The 15,043-nt window shown below is 64.6% G+C and carries 7 protein-coding genes; 4 read left to right on the top strand and 3 right to left on the bottom strand.

Annotated elements, in window-relative coordinates:
- Positions 1 to 256 precede the first annotated feature (256 nt).
- Positions 257 to 1,873: an alpha-glucosidase gene (locus tag H7A86_RS12840; protein ID WP_119131336.1), complete on the top strand. Its 1,617-nt coding sequence runs from the start codon at positions 257 to 259 to the stop codon at positions 1,871 to 1,873.
- Positions 1,874 to 2,839: 966 nt separating this feature from the next.
- Here the strand turns inward: H7A86_RS12840 and H7A86_RS12835 are convergent.
- Both H7A86_RS12835 and H7A86_RS12830 read right to left on the bottom strand, forming a co-directional pair.
- The gene (locus H7A86_RS12835) at positions 2,840 to 5,614 is read right to left on the bottom strand and encodes a TonB-dependent receptor (RefSeq protein WP_180707880.1); all 2,775 of its coding nucleotides are present in this window, start codon (positions 5,612 to 5,614) and stop codon (positions 2,840 to 2,842) included.
- Positions 5,615 to 5,932: 318 nt separating this feature from the next.
- Positions 5,933 to 8,014, bottom strand: coding sequence for a glycoside hydrolase family 97 protein (locus tag H7A86_RS12830; RefSeq protein WP_119131338.1), 2,082 nt, complete (start codon positions 8,012 to 8,014; stop codon positions 5,933 to 5,935).
- 242 nt (positions 8,015 to 8,256) lie between these two features.
- Between H7A86_RS12830 and H7A86_RS12825 the strand changes: the two genes are divergently transcribed.
- The 3 genes from H7A86_RS12825 to H7A86_RS12815 are packed head-to-tail and all read left to right on the top strand — an operon-like array spanning position 8,257 to position 13,591.
- The gene (locus H7A86_RS12825) at positions 8,257 to 10,443 is read left to right on the top strand and encodes a glucosidase family protein (RefSeq protein ID WP_119131339.1); all 2,187 of its coding nucleotides are present in this window, start codon (positions 8,257 to 8,259) and stop codon (positions 10,441 to 10,443) included.
- Complete coding sequence (locus H7A86_RS12820) at positions 10,440 to 11,918, top strand: MFS transporter (RefSeq protein ID WP_119131340.1); 1,479 nt, start codon at positions 10,440 to 10,442, stop codon at positions 11,916 to 11,918. The genes H7A86_RS12825 and H7A86_RS12820 overlap by 4 nt, the downstream gene beginning before the upstream one ends.
- Positions 11,919 to 11,929: 11 nt before the next feature.
- Entirely contained in the window at positions 11,930 to 13,591 is a 1,662-nt protein-coding gene (locus H7A86_RS12815) for an alpha-amylase family glycosyl hydrolase (RefSeq protein WP_180707879.1), read from the top strand.
- A 326-nt stretch (positions 13,592 to 13,917) separates the two neighbouring features.
- Here the strand turns inward: H7A86_RS12815 and H7A86_RS12810 are convergent, their stop codons facing one another.
- Entirely contained in the window at positions 13,918 to 15,042 is a 1,125-nt protein-coding gene (locus H7A86_RS12810; RefSeq protein WP_119131341.1) for a LacI family DNA-binding transcriptional regulator, read from the bottom strand.
- Position 15,043: the final 1 nt, after the last annotated feature.

The following is a 15,043-nucleotide window of genomic DNA, read 5'->3' as shown; positions in this document are numbered from 1 at the left end:
GTTTCAGTTGCAGAACAGAAATTTTTACATGCAACGCTTTGATGCGCTTGGGTCTGACGTCTTTTGCATGTCATGCCAGCATGGTGACTAGTGAGATGCTGCGAATCGTAATGTAGCTTTTTGAGCGATCGAGGCCTTGCTGCCTAGCGACATGAATACGTATGCACAAATGCGCCGTACGCTGCGGGCGCCGCTACCCTAACTGCCTTGGCTGGGCGCATGTTCTGGCGCCTGCAATGGCCCGGGAGGGGCGTACATGTCGCAGACACCATGGTGGCGCGGGGCCGTCATCTATCAGATTTATCCGCGGAGTTTTCTGGATTCCAATGGCGATGGGGTGGGCGATCTGCCTGGCATCATCGCCAAGCTCGACTACATCGCCGGGCTGGGCGTGGATGCGATCTGGATCTCGCCGTTCTTCAAGTCCCCGATGGCCGATTTCGGCTACGACATTGCGGACTATCGTGCGGTGGATCCGCTGTTCGGCACACTGGACGATTTCGATCGCTTGCTCGACAAGGCACATGGCCTTGGCTTGAAGGTGATGATCGACCAGGTGTTGAGTCATACCTCGATCGCACATGCATGGTTTCAGGAGAGCCGGCAGGACAGGACCAACGCGAAGGCGGATTGGTACGTGTGGGCCGATCCGCGTGAGGACGGGACGCCGCCCAACAACTGGTTGTCGCTGTTCGGTGGGGTGGCGTGGCAGTGGGAGCCGCGGCGGGAACAGTATTACCTGCACAACTTCCTGGTGGATCAGCCAGACCTCAATTTCCACAACACCGAGGTGCAACAGGCGACGCTGGACAACGTACGCTTCTGGCTGGATCGCGGGGTGGATGGGTTCCGCCTGGATGCGATCAACTTCTGCTTCCACGATGCGCAGTTGCGTGACAATCCGGCCAAGCCGGCCGACAAGCGGGTGGGGCGCGGCTTCAGTGCCGACAATCCGTACGCGTATCAGTACCACTACTTCAACAACACGCAGCCAGAAAATCTGGCCTTCCTGGAGCGCCTACGCGGGCTGCTGGACCTCTATCCGCATGCCGTGAGTCTTGGCGAGATCTCGTCGGAAGACTCGTTGGCGACCACTGCCGAGTACACCGCTCATGGCCGCCTGCACATGGGCTACAGCTTCGAGCTGTTGGTGCAGGACTATAGCGCGGCCTATATCCGCGAGACGGTGAGCCGGCTCGAAGCCACGATGCTGGAGGGCTGGCCGTGCTGGGCCATTTCCAACCACGACGTGGTGCGCGCGGTGACGCGTTGGGGCGGGGCAGATGCGCCGCCGGCGTTCGCGCGGATGGTGGTGGCGATGTTGTGCTCGCTGCGCGGGTCGATCTGCCTGTACCAGGGCGAGGAGCTGGGCCTGGGCGAGGCGGAGGTGGCGTACGAGGACCTGCGCGATCCGTATGGCATCACCTTCTGGCCAACCTTCAAGGGGCGCGATGGCTGCCGCACGCCGATGCCGTGGACGGACGCGCCGTCGGCAGGCTTCAGCAGCGGCAAGCCGTGGTTGCCGCTGGTTGAGGCGCATCGTGCGAACGCGGTGAGTGTGCAGCAGGACGATCCATTGTCCGTGCTCAGCGCGGTGCGCCAGTTCCTGGCCTGGCGCAAGGGCGAGCCTGCGTTGCGCGAGGGTGCGATCACGTTCTACGACACCGCCGAGCCTGTGTTGATGTTCCGGCGCGAGCATGCCGGCCGGGTGATGTTGCTGGCATTCAATCTGTCGGCGCACAGGGCCGAACTTGGGCTTCCGGCTGGCGCTTGGAGGCAAGTCGATGTGCCGGGCGTGGAGCGCGGAGCCATCGAACATGGCCACCTGCGCCTGGCCGGGCATGCGGTGGTGTGCGCGATCGAAGGTGGCTGATGTGGCATCGTGACCGGTAGCTGTGGTTGCGTGATCGCCTTCCACGTAGCGAGGCATTCCTGACGGGGTGCCTCGCTTTTCTTTACCTCGGAGTTCTTTGGTTCGCTGGCTACCTGCAGTGCGACGCGGGCTGCGCGAGCCTTTCATGGATCCCCTTGCTGCTGTTCGGACGCGGCACGCGGTGATGCCTTGCATACGTCCGGGATGTCCGACCGGTAGGTACAGATCGATGGTGATCGACTGCGAGGATGGATGTGTTGCGGGCAGCCTTGGTGCTATCGCGATGCCCCAGGCCGATGCCGTGCGAATAGCGCTGCTTTTACATCCGGTAATGCCTTGATCGGCAGTTGATCTTGGGCGTTTTTTAGAAGTGGATACAGAGTGGATACAGATTCGGGTAAAGAAACCTGGAAAAAGAAACCCGCCGACATCACGTCGGCGGGTTTCTTTTGATTGATGGCGCCTGGCCGGTCAAAAAGGTGATCGTTGTTTATTGCTCAGCAGCGCCGCCTCCTGAGTGACGGCCCATGGAGCAACGCTGGGCACTGCGTGGGTGCACGCTGCGCTTGCGCCGTACCCTCACCCCAACCCCTCTCCCAGTGGGAGAGGGGCTTTGGTGCTCCTGGTGGAGAGGACTGGCGCCGTCGGCGGTCAGCTCAGTGGCACGCAGGGAACGCTGCAGCCACAGGCAACGAATCAGCTACAGGCAGTGATTCAGCTACAGGCAGTGAGTCAGCTACAGGCAGTGAGTCAGCTACAGATAATGATGCAGCCTCAAGTAACGCTGTAGCTAGGGGCCACGATAGCCACAAGTGACGCTGCAGGCACAGGTAACGATGCAGCCACAGGTGACGTTGCGGCTACAGATAACGATCCAGCCATAGGTAACCATCCAGCCACAGCTAACGCTGCACACGCAGGTGACGATGTAGCCAAATCAGCGCATCGCTTGCAGCTCACATCCCGTCAAAATTTGTAGTTGACCCCCAGCACGAAGGTGCGGCCCCATTCGATGTATTCCAGCGGACGGTCCTTGGTTTCGGCATAGGTGCGGTAGGGCGAATTGCTGAGGTTGCTGGCCTGCAGCAGCAGGGTCAGGCCGGCGAGGTCGCTGCTGTCGCTGAAGCTGTAGCTGATCTGCGCGTCGGTGATGTTTTCGCCGACGACGTAGCGCAGCGTGCGGTTGCCGTTGAAGTTGCCGATCTCGCCGATGAAGTCCGAGCGCCGACGCTGGCTGACGCGTGCCTCGAAACCCTTATGCTCGTAGTAGGCGGTGAGGTTGTAGACGCGTTCGGACAGGCCGGGCAGGCTGATCTCGCCATCGCCGACACTGGAGGCGCTTTCCGGGTCGCGAATCTTGACGTCGCTGTCGTTGAAGGTGGCGCTGGCCTGGATGCCGAAGCCTTCCAGTGGCGCGAACAGCAGATCCAGCGGCAGCGATGCAGTGAGTTCGGCGCCGCGCAGCGTGCCGCCCTTGCCGTTGAACGGGGCGCTGAAGGTACCGGTGGTCAGCACCGGCGCCGAGCCCGGCGGCGGCACGTAGCCAGCGACCAATGCGGAAAAATCGTAGTTGTCGCGGCTCTGGGTGTAGATGTAGCTCTTCAGGTCCTTGTAGAAGAACGCTGCGGCCACGTAGGCGCGCTCGGCAAAATATTTTTCGTAGGAAAGATCGATGGCGTTCGCGCGCCAGGGATCGAGCATCGGGTTACCGCCGCTGGCACCGGGGCGGCCGGTGGAGGTGTCGACACCGAATTCCAGCGAGGCGCGCAGCTGATCCACGCGCGGACGTGCAACCTGCTTTGCCATTGCAAAACGCAAGGTCTGCTCGTACGGGAACTGGAACGCAAGGTTCAGGCTGGGCAACCAGTCGCGGTAGGTCTTGCCGTCGTCGATCGGGCGCACTTCGCTGCCCACCGGCTGCGACGCGTCCCAATAGCTCGCGCGCGAGGACTGATCGGCGCTCTGCAACTGCACGCCGAGATTGCCGCGCACGCCCACATCGCCCCATTCGGTATCGAGATTGGCACGCACCCAGGCGGTGGTGATCTTCTCTTCGACCGTCCAGGCCTTGGACACCAGGAACGAGGCGTCGTCGCTGGGGTTGAACAGCATGTAGCGCGAGACTACCGCCGGCACGTTCCAGGCGGGCAGGGAGCCGATGCCGGCAAAGCCCAGATTGACAGGCGCGTACTGCAGGTCCGGCGCGATGGTGGATTCGCCCTGCGCGCCGAGGGTGATGTTGCCTTCGGGCTGGGTCTTCTGCTTTTCGCGGTTGGCGTAGTTGACGCCCACATCCAGATCCGAAAACCAGCTCAACGCGTCGGGCATCGGGAAGCTGGCCTGCAGGCGTGCACCCTTGAGCACATCCTCCACGCGCGGCACCTTGCCGTAGCCGGAACCATAGATGGTGTTGGTCAGGAACAGCGCGTCGGGACTGGAATAATTCATGCCCGGCGCCAGCCGCGAGAAACCGTTGCCGACGACAGACACACCCACGGTGTCCAGCTGCGGCATGGGCGCACGTTGGAGATTGTTCTCCAGGTTCAATTCGTCGCGGGTGGCCTTGGAGTAGTTCAGGTCGGCGACGATCTTGACGGCGCCGGCGGAGATCTCGTTGTTCCAGCCAAACGCGTCGATGGTGTCTTCGCGCTTGTTGTACATGCCGCGGACCAGTGGGTAGACGCCGCTGGCGGTGCCGCCGACGAAGCTGTTGCTGTCGTTGACGCGCACGTTGCTGATGTTCAAGCCCGGCGTATAGCCACCGTTGTAGTTGCTCAGGTTGAGCTCGAACTGGTTGGCGGTGTCGATCTGCTCGGCTTCGGTGTGGAAGGCGTCGAGCGTGCTGGTCCACGCGTTGGATGGGCGGTACTGCAACGTGGCCATGACGCCGTCGCGCTTCTGGTTGCCGGTGCGGCGCAATGCCTTGATGCCGTCGGAAAAGTACATGCCATCGGCCACGCCGGGGCGCGGGCGCTGTGCATTGACCGGTTGCCAGGGCTCGTACAGTCCCACCTGGTTTTCCTGGATCGGCATGTCGGTGTGGGCGTAGCCGATGGTCAGGCCGATGGTGCGGTCGGCGAACTGGTCGATGTAACTGATATTGAAGCGGTTGCCGTACGGATCGACGTTGGCGGCCTTGCCCAGCGAGTTGCGCTGGTAACGGCCACCGATGGCGATCACCCGCTCGTTGTAGCTGAGCGGGCGTGCGGTCTGCATGTCGACGGTGCCGGACAAGCCCTGGCCGACCAGGCCGGCATCGGGCGTCTTGTAGACGGTGACGCCGCTGACCAGTTCGGACGGGTATTGGTCGAATTCCACACTGCGGTTGTCACCGGTGCTGACCACTTCGCGGCCGTTGAGCAGGGTGGTGGAAAAATCCGGCGACAGCCCGCGCACGCTGATCACCTGCGCGCGACCGGCGACACGCTGTGCAGCCAGGCCAGGCAGGCGCGCCAGCGATTCGGCGATGCTCACGTCCGGCAGGCGGCCGATGTCTTCGGCGGAAATGGCTTCCACGATCGAGGTGGAATCCCGCTTGACCGAGATGGCGCCCTCGATCGCGCGGCGCAGGCCGGTGACCTGGACCTTGTCCAGCTCGGTCACCGCGCCGGCGGTGTTTTCGGAAGCAGTTTGTTCGGTGTCGGTTGCTTGCGCCGGCGCCGCCGATTGTGCGGCCGCCAACGTCGGTGCCATGGCAACGGCCAGGGCGATACTCAGCGCGGAGCGCTTGTGCTTCAACATTTTCCCCTCCCAGGTACATGTTGTTCTTTGATTTTTCGATCCGGCAGACGCCTGGATGCATTGCATCGCGCGCCACCACCGGCATCACGACTGCGACGTATGGTAGACACGGCACCTGCACGCAAACGGGCACTGCATACGTATTCAACCCGGGTGATTGCGCTGAAATCGATTCCACGCAAGCTCCGCTGCAGCGCGGTACGAGGTGCGCCCGGCGTGAGGCAACGTCATTGCGCGATCCGCAGCGGCTGCGGTGCCGCTGCGTGATGCAATTATCGGTCGCGTTGAAGGCCGCCTCGGCAAGCCGTTGTGACCAAGTCAGCGCTTCCCATCCATCGGCACGAAGCGAATCGCCTGCCCACCGCCTGGCGCAAGACGCAGTTCCAGCGTGTCAACGCTGCTGACCTGGCGTTGTTCGCGCACAAAGGCGAACGGGTTGCCGACATAGTCCGCATCGTCACCGTCGCGGTAGATCTGCGCGGTGTAACGCACGCCAGGCTCAAGAAATCCGAGCGGCACCTGCAGCAGCCGGCCATGCTCGTCGGTAATGCTGCCCAGGAACCAGTCACGGCTATGCCGGTCCTTGCGGGCGATGGTGACGTAGTCGCCGACTTCGCCATTCAAGGCACGGGTCTGGTCCCAATCCACCGCCACGTCCTCGATGAAGCGGAAGGCGTCACGGTGCTGCAGATAATGCTCGGGAAGATCGGCGGCCATCTGGATCGGGCTGTAAAGCGTCACGTACAGCGCCAGCTGGCGCGCGAGCGTGCTGGGAATCGCCTGGCCGTCGCGGCCTTTCAGGCTGACGATGCCCGGCGTGTAATCCATCGGCCCGGCGAGCAGGCGGGTGAACACCAGGTTGACCTCGTGCTCGGGCGGGTTCGGTGGCTGGCCCCAGGCGTTGTACTCCATGCCACGCGCGCCTTCGCGCGAGATCCAGTTGGGATAGGTGCGGCGCAGGCCGGTGTCCTTGATCGGCTCGTGCGCGTTGACGGCGAGATGCCGCTCGGCGGCCTCGCGTACCACGCGCAGATGATGGCGCGCCATCCATTGGCCGTCGTGCCATTCGCGCAGCGGTGTGCCGCCTGCCGGGTTGCGACGTTCCACCTGGCCGTCGTCGCAGACATAGCCGGTCTTGACCGAGTCCACGCCGAAGCGGGCGTACAGGTCCATCGCTTCGGCGATCTGGTCTTCGTAATGATCCACTGCGCACCCCGTTTCATGATGGCCGATCAGATGCACGCCCTTGCCGGCGGCGTAGTTGCTCAGTGCGGGCAGGTCGAAATCCGGCGTCGGCCGGGTAAAGTCGAAGCTGCCGCCGTTGCCGAACCATTCGCCGTTCCAGCCCGGATTCCAGCCTTCCACCAGCACGCCACGAAAGCCGTGTGCCGCGGCAAAATCGATGTAGCGCCTGGTGTTGGCGGTGGTGGCGCCGTGGGTCGGCCCGGTCGCCCAGGTCTGCTGGTTGAGATGCATGGACCACCACACCCCGACATACTTGGACGGCTTGACCCAGCTCACGTCGCCCAAGGCGTTGGGCGCGTTGAGGTTGAGGATCAGGTTGGATTCCACCAGGCCGGTGGCCTGATCGGCGATCTGCAGCGTGCGCCACGGCGTGTCGAAGGGCAGCGTGCGCCGCACCTTCCAGCCTTCGGCAGCGGGGGACAATTGCGCGCGCAGGCGCCGGCCTTCGGTACGGCGCAGCCACATGCCGGCGTAATCGACCAGCGCCGCCTCATGCAGCGCGATGTGCAGCCCGCTCTCGGTACGCAAGGTGAGTGGCGTATGCGCCAGCGCGACCTGGTTCAACGGCGTGCGCTGATACAGGTATTCGTAGTGGATCGGCTCGCCTGCAGGAATCCACCACGCTTCGGACGGCTGCGCGATGGCGAATTCGGTGATTTCCTCGTCGATGATGGCTTCGCGTAATTCCGCTTGTTCGGGGAAGTGATAGCGCAGGCCGATGCCATCGTCGTACACGCGGAAGATCACGTCGATCCTGCGTTGCGCGCCATCGGGTTCGCCCAGGCTGACGCGTAGTTCGTTGTAGTGGTTGCGCACCAGGCGCGTCTCGCCCCAGGGTTGTTCCCAGGTATCGTCATGGGCTTGGCGTGCTTGCGAGAGGACGACCAGGCCGCGGTCCAGCCGGCCGTCGCGTAACTGGAAGCCCAGGCGCGAGCGCTCCAGCACCGGCTGGCCCAGGCGTTGCACGTGGTAGTAGGGTGTTCCGCCATCCACTTCCAGCGTGACCTGCAGGATCTTGCCAGGCGAATCCGCGCTGATGGCGATGCGCTCGGCCTGCCCGATGCCGGCAAGGCTGCCGAGCAGCAGCAGGGCAAGCAGGCGCGCACTGCTTGCGGCGCTCGATGTCGAACGCACGCGACGTGAAGACAGCGGCATATCACCTCCCAAGGCGGCCATTGCGTCAGTGGCGACTATGCAATGACGCGGCGTGGATGGGCCATGCTGCACTGCGGCCAATGCCATGAATACGTATGCAGTGGTGCCGAACCCCGGAGTGCGCGTCTACCATGGCGCCACGGCACCTGGGAGGGTCCGCGCCCGTGGCACGCCAGTGCCGCGCACTACAACGCGTGCAACGAGGGAGGGAGGCCGACGGTGCAAGCCGTCTCGCCGCGTCGATGCTGAAGATGATCTGCATGGCTGCAACGCTCGGTGTTGCGGCAAGCTCGCCGGTATTGGCCGACGAGCTGGAATTCCAGGGCCGCCGCGCGCAGGCGCAGGCGCTCGAAGACGGTGGGTTCGTGCTGCGCTGGCCGCAGGGCGAGCGTCGTATCGGGCCGCAACCGATGCGTACGCACACTGCCAGTCCATTGTTCGATGCCTTGTTTGCGCTGGCCCAGCAGGAAATGGCCGACGACCGCGTCGATGCGATCCGCGATCCGGCCTTCAATGACGGCAAGCCGGTGGCATGCGCGTGTTTCGAAACCGGTGAGCGCTGGCCTTACGTATGGACGCGCGATGTCAGCTTCGCCGCCGATCTGGCGTTGGCGCGGCTGGAGCCGGAGCGTACGCGCAATGCGCTGCGCTTCAAGCTGTCGGCGGCGCGCGATGGGCAGACGCCGGGACTGTTCGTTGCGCAGGACACCGGCTCCGGTGGCAGCTGGCCGATCAGCAGCGACCGTGTGGTGTGGTTCCTCGCCGCGCGTGGCCTGCTGGACGATCAGCCATTCGCTGAAGAGGTCTGGCGTGCATTACAGGACACCATCGCGCAAGACCGTGCCGCGGTATTCGATGCGCAGATCGGGCTCTACCGTGGCGAAACCTCGTTCCTGGATTGGCGCGAGCAGACCTATCCGCGGTGGACGCGTGAGGACGTGCGTTTCATCGCCGAGTCCTTTGCCTTGTCCACCAACGTGCTGCACTACCAGGCCCTGCGTCTGGCCGAGCAACTGGCGCGCCAGCATGGCGATGCGCGCGCGGACCAGTACGCCCAGTGGGCGGATGCCTTGCGCCAGGCCATCGCTGCGCGCTTCTGGGATGCGCGCAGCAAGCAGTACGTGAGCTACCTTGGCAATGCCGCGCACCCGGTGCGCTACGCCAAGGTCGATCTGCTCGGCGTGTCGCTCGGCGTGCTGGCCGATGTATTTCCGAAAGACCGCGCGCGTATCGCACTGCGCAGGTATCCGATGGTTGCCGGCGGCAGCCCGGTGGTGTGGCCGCAGGAAGCCGAGCAGCCGATCTACCACAACCGTGCCGTCTGGCCCTTCGTCAGCGCGTATGCGTTGCGCGCCGCACGCCAGCTGGACGATGCGCCGCGTATTGCGCTGGAGCTGCAGTCGTTGATGCGCGGCAGCGCGTTGGCCGGCTCCAACATGGAAAACTACGAGATGCAGAGCCTGGCCGTGCATGTGGAGGAGGGCGCACGCAGCGGTCCGGTGGTGAATTCGCCGCGGCAGTTGTGGTCGGTTGCCGGTTATCTCTCCGCCGTGCTGGAAGGCGTGTTCGGCGTGGGCGCCGATGGCAGCGTCGCTCCGAAACTGCCGCGGGTGTTGCTGCCGTTGTTGTTTGGCGAACGCCAGCAGATCGTGCTTGAACAGGGTGCCCGGCGGTATGTGCTGCAGCGGCCGACGGCGGATGCAGGTGAGTTGCTGGTGGCGGGGGAGGTCGAGCAACAAGGCCAGACCACGCTGGTGCATCTGGTCGGCCGCAAGGCCGACACCACGGTTCCACCGCAGCCAGACCAGGTGTTCGCACCCGGCACGCCCGAAGCGCCTGTTGCGCAACGGCAGCGCGACGGCTACCGCATCGCGATTCCGGAAGGGGCGACGTTGTACATGGATGGGCAGGCACTGAACGCCACGCAGCACTGGGACCTGCGCGAGGACGGCCGGCTGCACGTGCTCAGCCTGACCCGCCGCGCCGATGGCCTGGAGTCGCTGCACAGTCCCGCGTTGACGCTCGGCCCGTTGCAGGAAGTCGCGGGCAGCGAGGCCTGGGTTTGGACTGCCACGCGCGCGGGCCAGCACCGCGTATCGCTGCGTTATCGCAACCCCAACGGGCCGATCAATACCGGCGTCACTGCGGCGGTCAAGCGGCTGCTGCTGGAATGCCCGGGGCAGGCGACGCAGTCGCAGGTCGTGGTGATGCCGCATAGCGTGGGCGAGCAGCTGTCCACGCAGGTCAGCTTCACTGTGGTAGACGGGCAGCAGTGCAGGTTCCGGCTGGAAAACGGCTTCAACATGAGCGCGCTCGCGCATTTTGCGCAGTACAACGGCGGCCGCGGTGGTCGCGATGGCGTGGTCAACACCGCGCAGGTGAGCGCGCTGCTGGTCGGCCCGGCAGCGAGCACGGAGGCTGCGCAATGACCGCCAAGCCACGCCTGAGTTTCTGGCAGATCTGGAACATGTGTTTCGGCTTTCTCGGTATCCAGTTCGGCTTCGCGCTGCAGAACGCCAACGCCAGCCGCATCTTCCAGACCCTGGGGGCGCAGGTCGACGATGTGCCCGGTCTGTGGATCGCCGCACCGCTCACCGGTCTGATCGTGCAGCCCATCATCGGCTACCTGTCCGACCGCACCTGGACGCCATGGGGGCGCCGACGTCCGTATTTCATGGTCGGCGCGGTATTCACCACACTGGCCTTGCTGGTGATGCCCAACGCACCGATGCTGTGGATTGCCGCCGGCACGTTGTGGGTGCTGGATGCATCGATCAACATCTCGATGGAGCCATTCCGCGCCCTGGTCGGCGATCAACTGCCACCGGCGCAGCGGCCCACCGGCTATGCGATGCAGAGCTTCTTCATCGGGGTCGGCGCGATTGTGGCGAGTTTCCTGCCGTGGTTGCTCACGCATTGGGGCGTGGCCAATACCGCGCCGCCGGGGCAGTTGCCCGACAGCGTGCGCTACGCCTTCTACCTCGGTGCCGCGGTGCTGTTCCTGTCGATCAGCTGGACGGTGCTGCGCACGCGCGAATACAGCCCGCAGCAGCTGGCCGGTTTCGACGATGCGCATCCGCCTGTAGCGGCTGCAGCGATCGCCGGCACCTTGCCGCCGCAACGTGCGAGTGTGCTCTGGTGCGGCATCGGTGTGCTGCTCGCCGCTGCGATCGCCTGGCAGCACGGCGACCGCATGCTCTACGTGCTGGCCGGCCTGTGCATCGCCTACGGTGCGCTGCTTGCGTTGGCGCGCGTGCTGCCATCGACCGGCATGCTGGTGGCGATCGTGCAGGACGTGCGCAGCATGCCGCTGACGATGCGACGCCTAGCCTGGGTGCAGTTCTTCTCCTGGTTCGCGCTGTTTGCGATGTGGATCTACACCACCGCCGCAGTCACCCAGGTGCACTTCGGTGCCAAGGACACCGCATCGTCGGCCTACAACGAAGGTGCGAACTGGGTGGGCGTGTTGTTTGGCGCCTACAACGGGTTTGCGGCATTGGCGGCATTGGTCATTCCATTGCTGGTGCGTGCGATCGGCCTGCGCTGGAGTCATCTGTGCAACCTGTGGCTGGGGGCGGCCGGGCTGTTGTCGATGCTGGTGATCCGCGACCCGCAGTGGCTGCTGCTGTCGATGCTGGGTGTCGGCTTTGCCTGGGCCTCGATCCTGTCGCTGCCCTATGCCTTGCTGTCCGACAGCGTGCCCGCCGCCAAGATGGGCGTGTACATGGGCATCTTCAATTTTTTCATCGTGATTCCGCAGCTGGTCGCGGCCAGCGCACTGGGCTTCGTGCTGCGCGTCTGGCTGGGCGGTCAGCCGATCCATGCGCTGGCCATCGGTGGCGCCAGTTTGCTCATTGCCGGTGTGTGCGTGGTGCGGGTTCCAATGGCCTCGGGAGGGCAGTGATGCGGTATGTGATGATGGCTGTATTGATCGTATCTGCAGGGGCGGCGAGCGCGGCGGCTGCACCCGGCGATTACTACGGCACGCTGGAACCGTTCGCTGCCGACGCGGTGTATTTCGTGGTGACCGACCGTTTCGTCAATGGCGACCCCGGCAACGACCAGCGCGACCAGGGCGGTGCGCATCGCACGTTCGATGTGCCGACGCCTTGCGCAGATGGAGTCGGCGACAACATCGGTTACCTGGGGGGCGACTTCAAGGGCATCGTCGACCATGCCGACTACATCCGCGATATGGGCTTTGGCGCGGTATGGATCACGCCGATTGTCGACAATCCGGATCAGGCCTTCACCGGCGGCAAGCCGATCAGCTGCGGCAGTACGCTCAGCGACCACGGCAAGACCGGCTATCACGGCTACTGGGGCGTGAATTTCTACAAGCTCGACGAGCATCTGCCCAGTCCCGGCCTGGACTTTGCCGGCTTCACCCGCGCCATGCATGCCAACCGCTTGAAGGTGGTGCTGGATATCGTGGGCAATCACGGCTCGCCGGCCTACAGCATGCCGGTGGCGCAGCCGGGCTTCGGCAAGTTGTACGACGCCGATGGCCGCCTGGTCGCCGATCACCAGAATCTGCCGCCGGCGCAGCTGGATCCGCAGCACATTCCGCTGCACGCGTTCTACAACACCGGCGGCGGCCTGGCCGAGTTGTCCGATCTGAACGAAAACAATCCCGCCGTGCTCGATTATCTGGCCGGCGCGTATCTGCAGTGGATGGAGCAGGGCGCCGACGCGTTTCGTATCGACACCATCGGCTGGATGCCCGACCGTTTCTGGCATGCCTTCGTGGCGCGCATCCGCGAAAAACGCCCCGGGTTCTTCATGTTCGGCGAAGCCTTCGATTACGACGCCAGCAAGATTGCTGGGCATACCTGGGCGCGCAATGCCGGCGTCAGCGTGCTGGATTTCCCGTTGAAGCAGCAGCTGTCCGCTGTCTTCGGCCATGAGCAGGCCGGGTTCGAGAAGCTCGCCGCGCCGCTGTTCCTGCGCCGGGGGCCATATGCCAACCCGTACGAGCTGATGAGCTTCTACGACAATCACGACATGGCGCGCCTGGATGCCAGCGACACCGGCTTCATCGACGCGCACAACTGGCTGTTTACCGCGCGCGGCATCCCGGTGATCTACTACGGCTCGGAAACCGGCTTCATGCGCGGGCGTGCCGAACATGCAGGCAACCGCAACTATTTTGGCCAGGAGCGCGTCCGCACCGCGCCGCAAAGTCCGATCTTCGGCCCGCTGCAGCAGATCGCGCGGCTGCGTCGCGATACGCCGGCATTGCAGCGCGGCGTACAGGTGGATGTGCTGCTACGCGGGGATCAGGCGGCGTTCTTGCGGGTCTATCAGCATGCGGGCGCCAACCAGACGGCGTTGGTGCTGCTCAACAAGGGCGACGCAGTGGCGACCATCGCAGTGACGCGTTTTCTGCAGCCCGGCACCTGGCGCGATGCGGTGAGCGGCGAGCAGGTGCGGGTGCAACGTCGGCTGCTGGCCGCGGTGCCCGCGCACGGCGTGCGCGTGCTGCTCTCGGATGCGCCGGTCACCGATCCGGCCTTGCGCAAGCAGCTTGATCTGCAGATGGCCGAACAAGCTGCGCGCGACGCCCGCAACAGGTAGGAGCGCACCCGGGCGCGACAGGGCTTGCCGGGAATGCTCCGTCGCGCCCGGGTGCGCTCCTACGAAGCATTCGATGGCCGCGACCAGACTCGCGGCCCGCCACGCATGCATGGGCGTATCTTCTTTTGCATACGCCGATCACCGAACAAGCTGCGCGCGAGCTGCGCAACCGGTAGGAGCGCGCTTGCGCGCGCTGAGGCGTTACCGTTGGTGCTCCATCGCGCGCCAGCGCGCTCCTACACAGGGTTCGGTGGGCCGCGATCCATCCTGCAGCCAGCCATGCATGCTCTAACGATTCCCGATTCCCGATTCCCGATTCCCGACGCTCAGCGTCCAGCAACTCCGCTGGCCGCCTGAGCACACGCCACATCGCCGGGCTCCGTTGCCGGCGACGGCGTCCAGCCCAACGGCGGTTGCAGGCCATTGCTACGCGAGGAGTCGCGCACGGCCAGTTTCACCGGGATCGTGCGGCTTTGCGCCGCTTCGCCGCGGATCAGTGCCACCAGGCTTTCCACCAGCAGCGTGCCGGCCTGCTTGGTGTCCTGCTGCACCGTCGACAACGCCGGCGCCACCGACGCCGCCAGGGCGATATCGTCGAAGCCGCTCACCGCGACATCCTGCGGCACCCGCAAGCCGCGCTCGCGCAAGGCGCGCATGGCGCCGATCGCAATCAGGTCGCTGGCCGCACACACCGCATCGAAGGCCAGGCCACTGTCGAGCAGCGCCAGGCACGCGGCATGGCCGGACGACTCGGTAGTGATCGCGTCGAACTGCAGCGCGCGATCGGCCACCAACGCCTGTTGCTTGAGCGCGGCCACGTAGCCGCGGTAGCGCTCTTCGAACTCGGGGTAATGATTGGACGCGTGGCCGAGAAAGGCGATGCGGCGGCAGCCCTGCGCGAGCAGATGCGCGGTGATGTCCAGCCCGCCCTGATAGTTGTCGCTGCCGATCGAAATGCCCGGCTGCCCCGGCAGCGCCGCGCCCCAGCGGACGAAATGGGTGCCTTGTTCGACCAGCAGCTGCAGCCGCTGGCGCGACTGCTGGTAGTCGCCGTAGCCGAGCAGGATGATGCCGTCGGCCTTGTTGCTGTCTTCGTAATCGGCCTGCCAGTCCTTGGACAGCTGCTGGAACGACACCAGCAGGTCGTAGCCCTGCAGCGCGCAGGCGCGGGTGATCGAGCCCAGCATCGAATGGAAGAACGGGTTGATCAGCGAATCGTCGGCGGTGGGGTCTTCGAAAAACAGCAGCGCCAGCGTGCCCGCATTGCGCAGCCGTAGCGACGAGGCGTTCTTGTCGACCTTGTAGTTCAACTCGTTGGCGATGCGCAGGATGCGCTTGCGGGTTTCTTCGTTGACCATCGGGCTGCCGCGCAGTGCGCGCGACACGGTCGGCTGCGACACGCCGGCCAGGTAGGCGATATCCAGCGAGGTGGCTTTACCCTTGATGGTCATG

The organism is Xanthomonas euroxanthea (genome assembly GCF_903989455.1).
GTDB lineage: Bacteria > Pseudomonadota > Gammaproteobacteria > Xanthomonadales > Xanthomonadaceae > Xanthomonas > Xanthomonas euroxanthea.
Note: the sequence above shows the minus strand (reverse complement) of the source record. Positions and strands in the feature narration are given on the sequence as shown.

What these genes read in the sequence shown, in the direction of transcription:
- H7A86_RS12820 (WP_119131340.1), top strand. Translation starts at nt 10,440, where the DNA reads ATGACCGCCAAGCCACGCCTGAGTTTCTGGCAGATCTGGAACATGTGT.
- H7A86_RS12835 (WP_180707880.1), bottom strand. Translation starts at nt 5,614, where the DNA reads ATGTTGAAGCACAAGCGCTCCGCGCTGAGTATCGCCCTGGCCGTTGCC.
- H7A86_RS12815 (WP_180707879.1), top strand. Translation starts at nt 11,930, where the DNA reads ATGATGGCTGTATTGATCGTATCTGCAGGGGCGGCGAGCGCGGCGGCT.
- H7A86_RS12830 (WP_119131338.1), bottom strand. Translation starts at nt 8,014, where the DNA reads ATGCCGCTGTCTTCACGTCGCGTGCGTTCGACATCGAGCGCCGCAAGC.
- H7A86_RS12810 (WP_119131341.1), bottom strand. Translation starts at nt 15,042, where the DNA reads ATGACCATCAAGGGTAAAGCCACCTCGCTGGATATCGCCTACCTGGCC.
- H7A86_RS12840 (WP_119131336.1), top strand. Translation starts at nt 257, where the DNA reads ATGTCGCAGACACCATGGTGGCGCGGGGCCGTCATCTATCAGATTTAT.
- H7A86_RS12825 (WP_119131339.1), top strand. Translation starts at nt 8,257, where the DNA reads ATGCTGAAGATGATCTGCATGGCTGCAACGCTCGGTGTTGCGGCAAGC.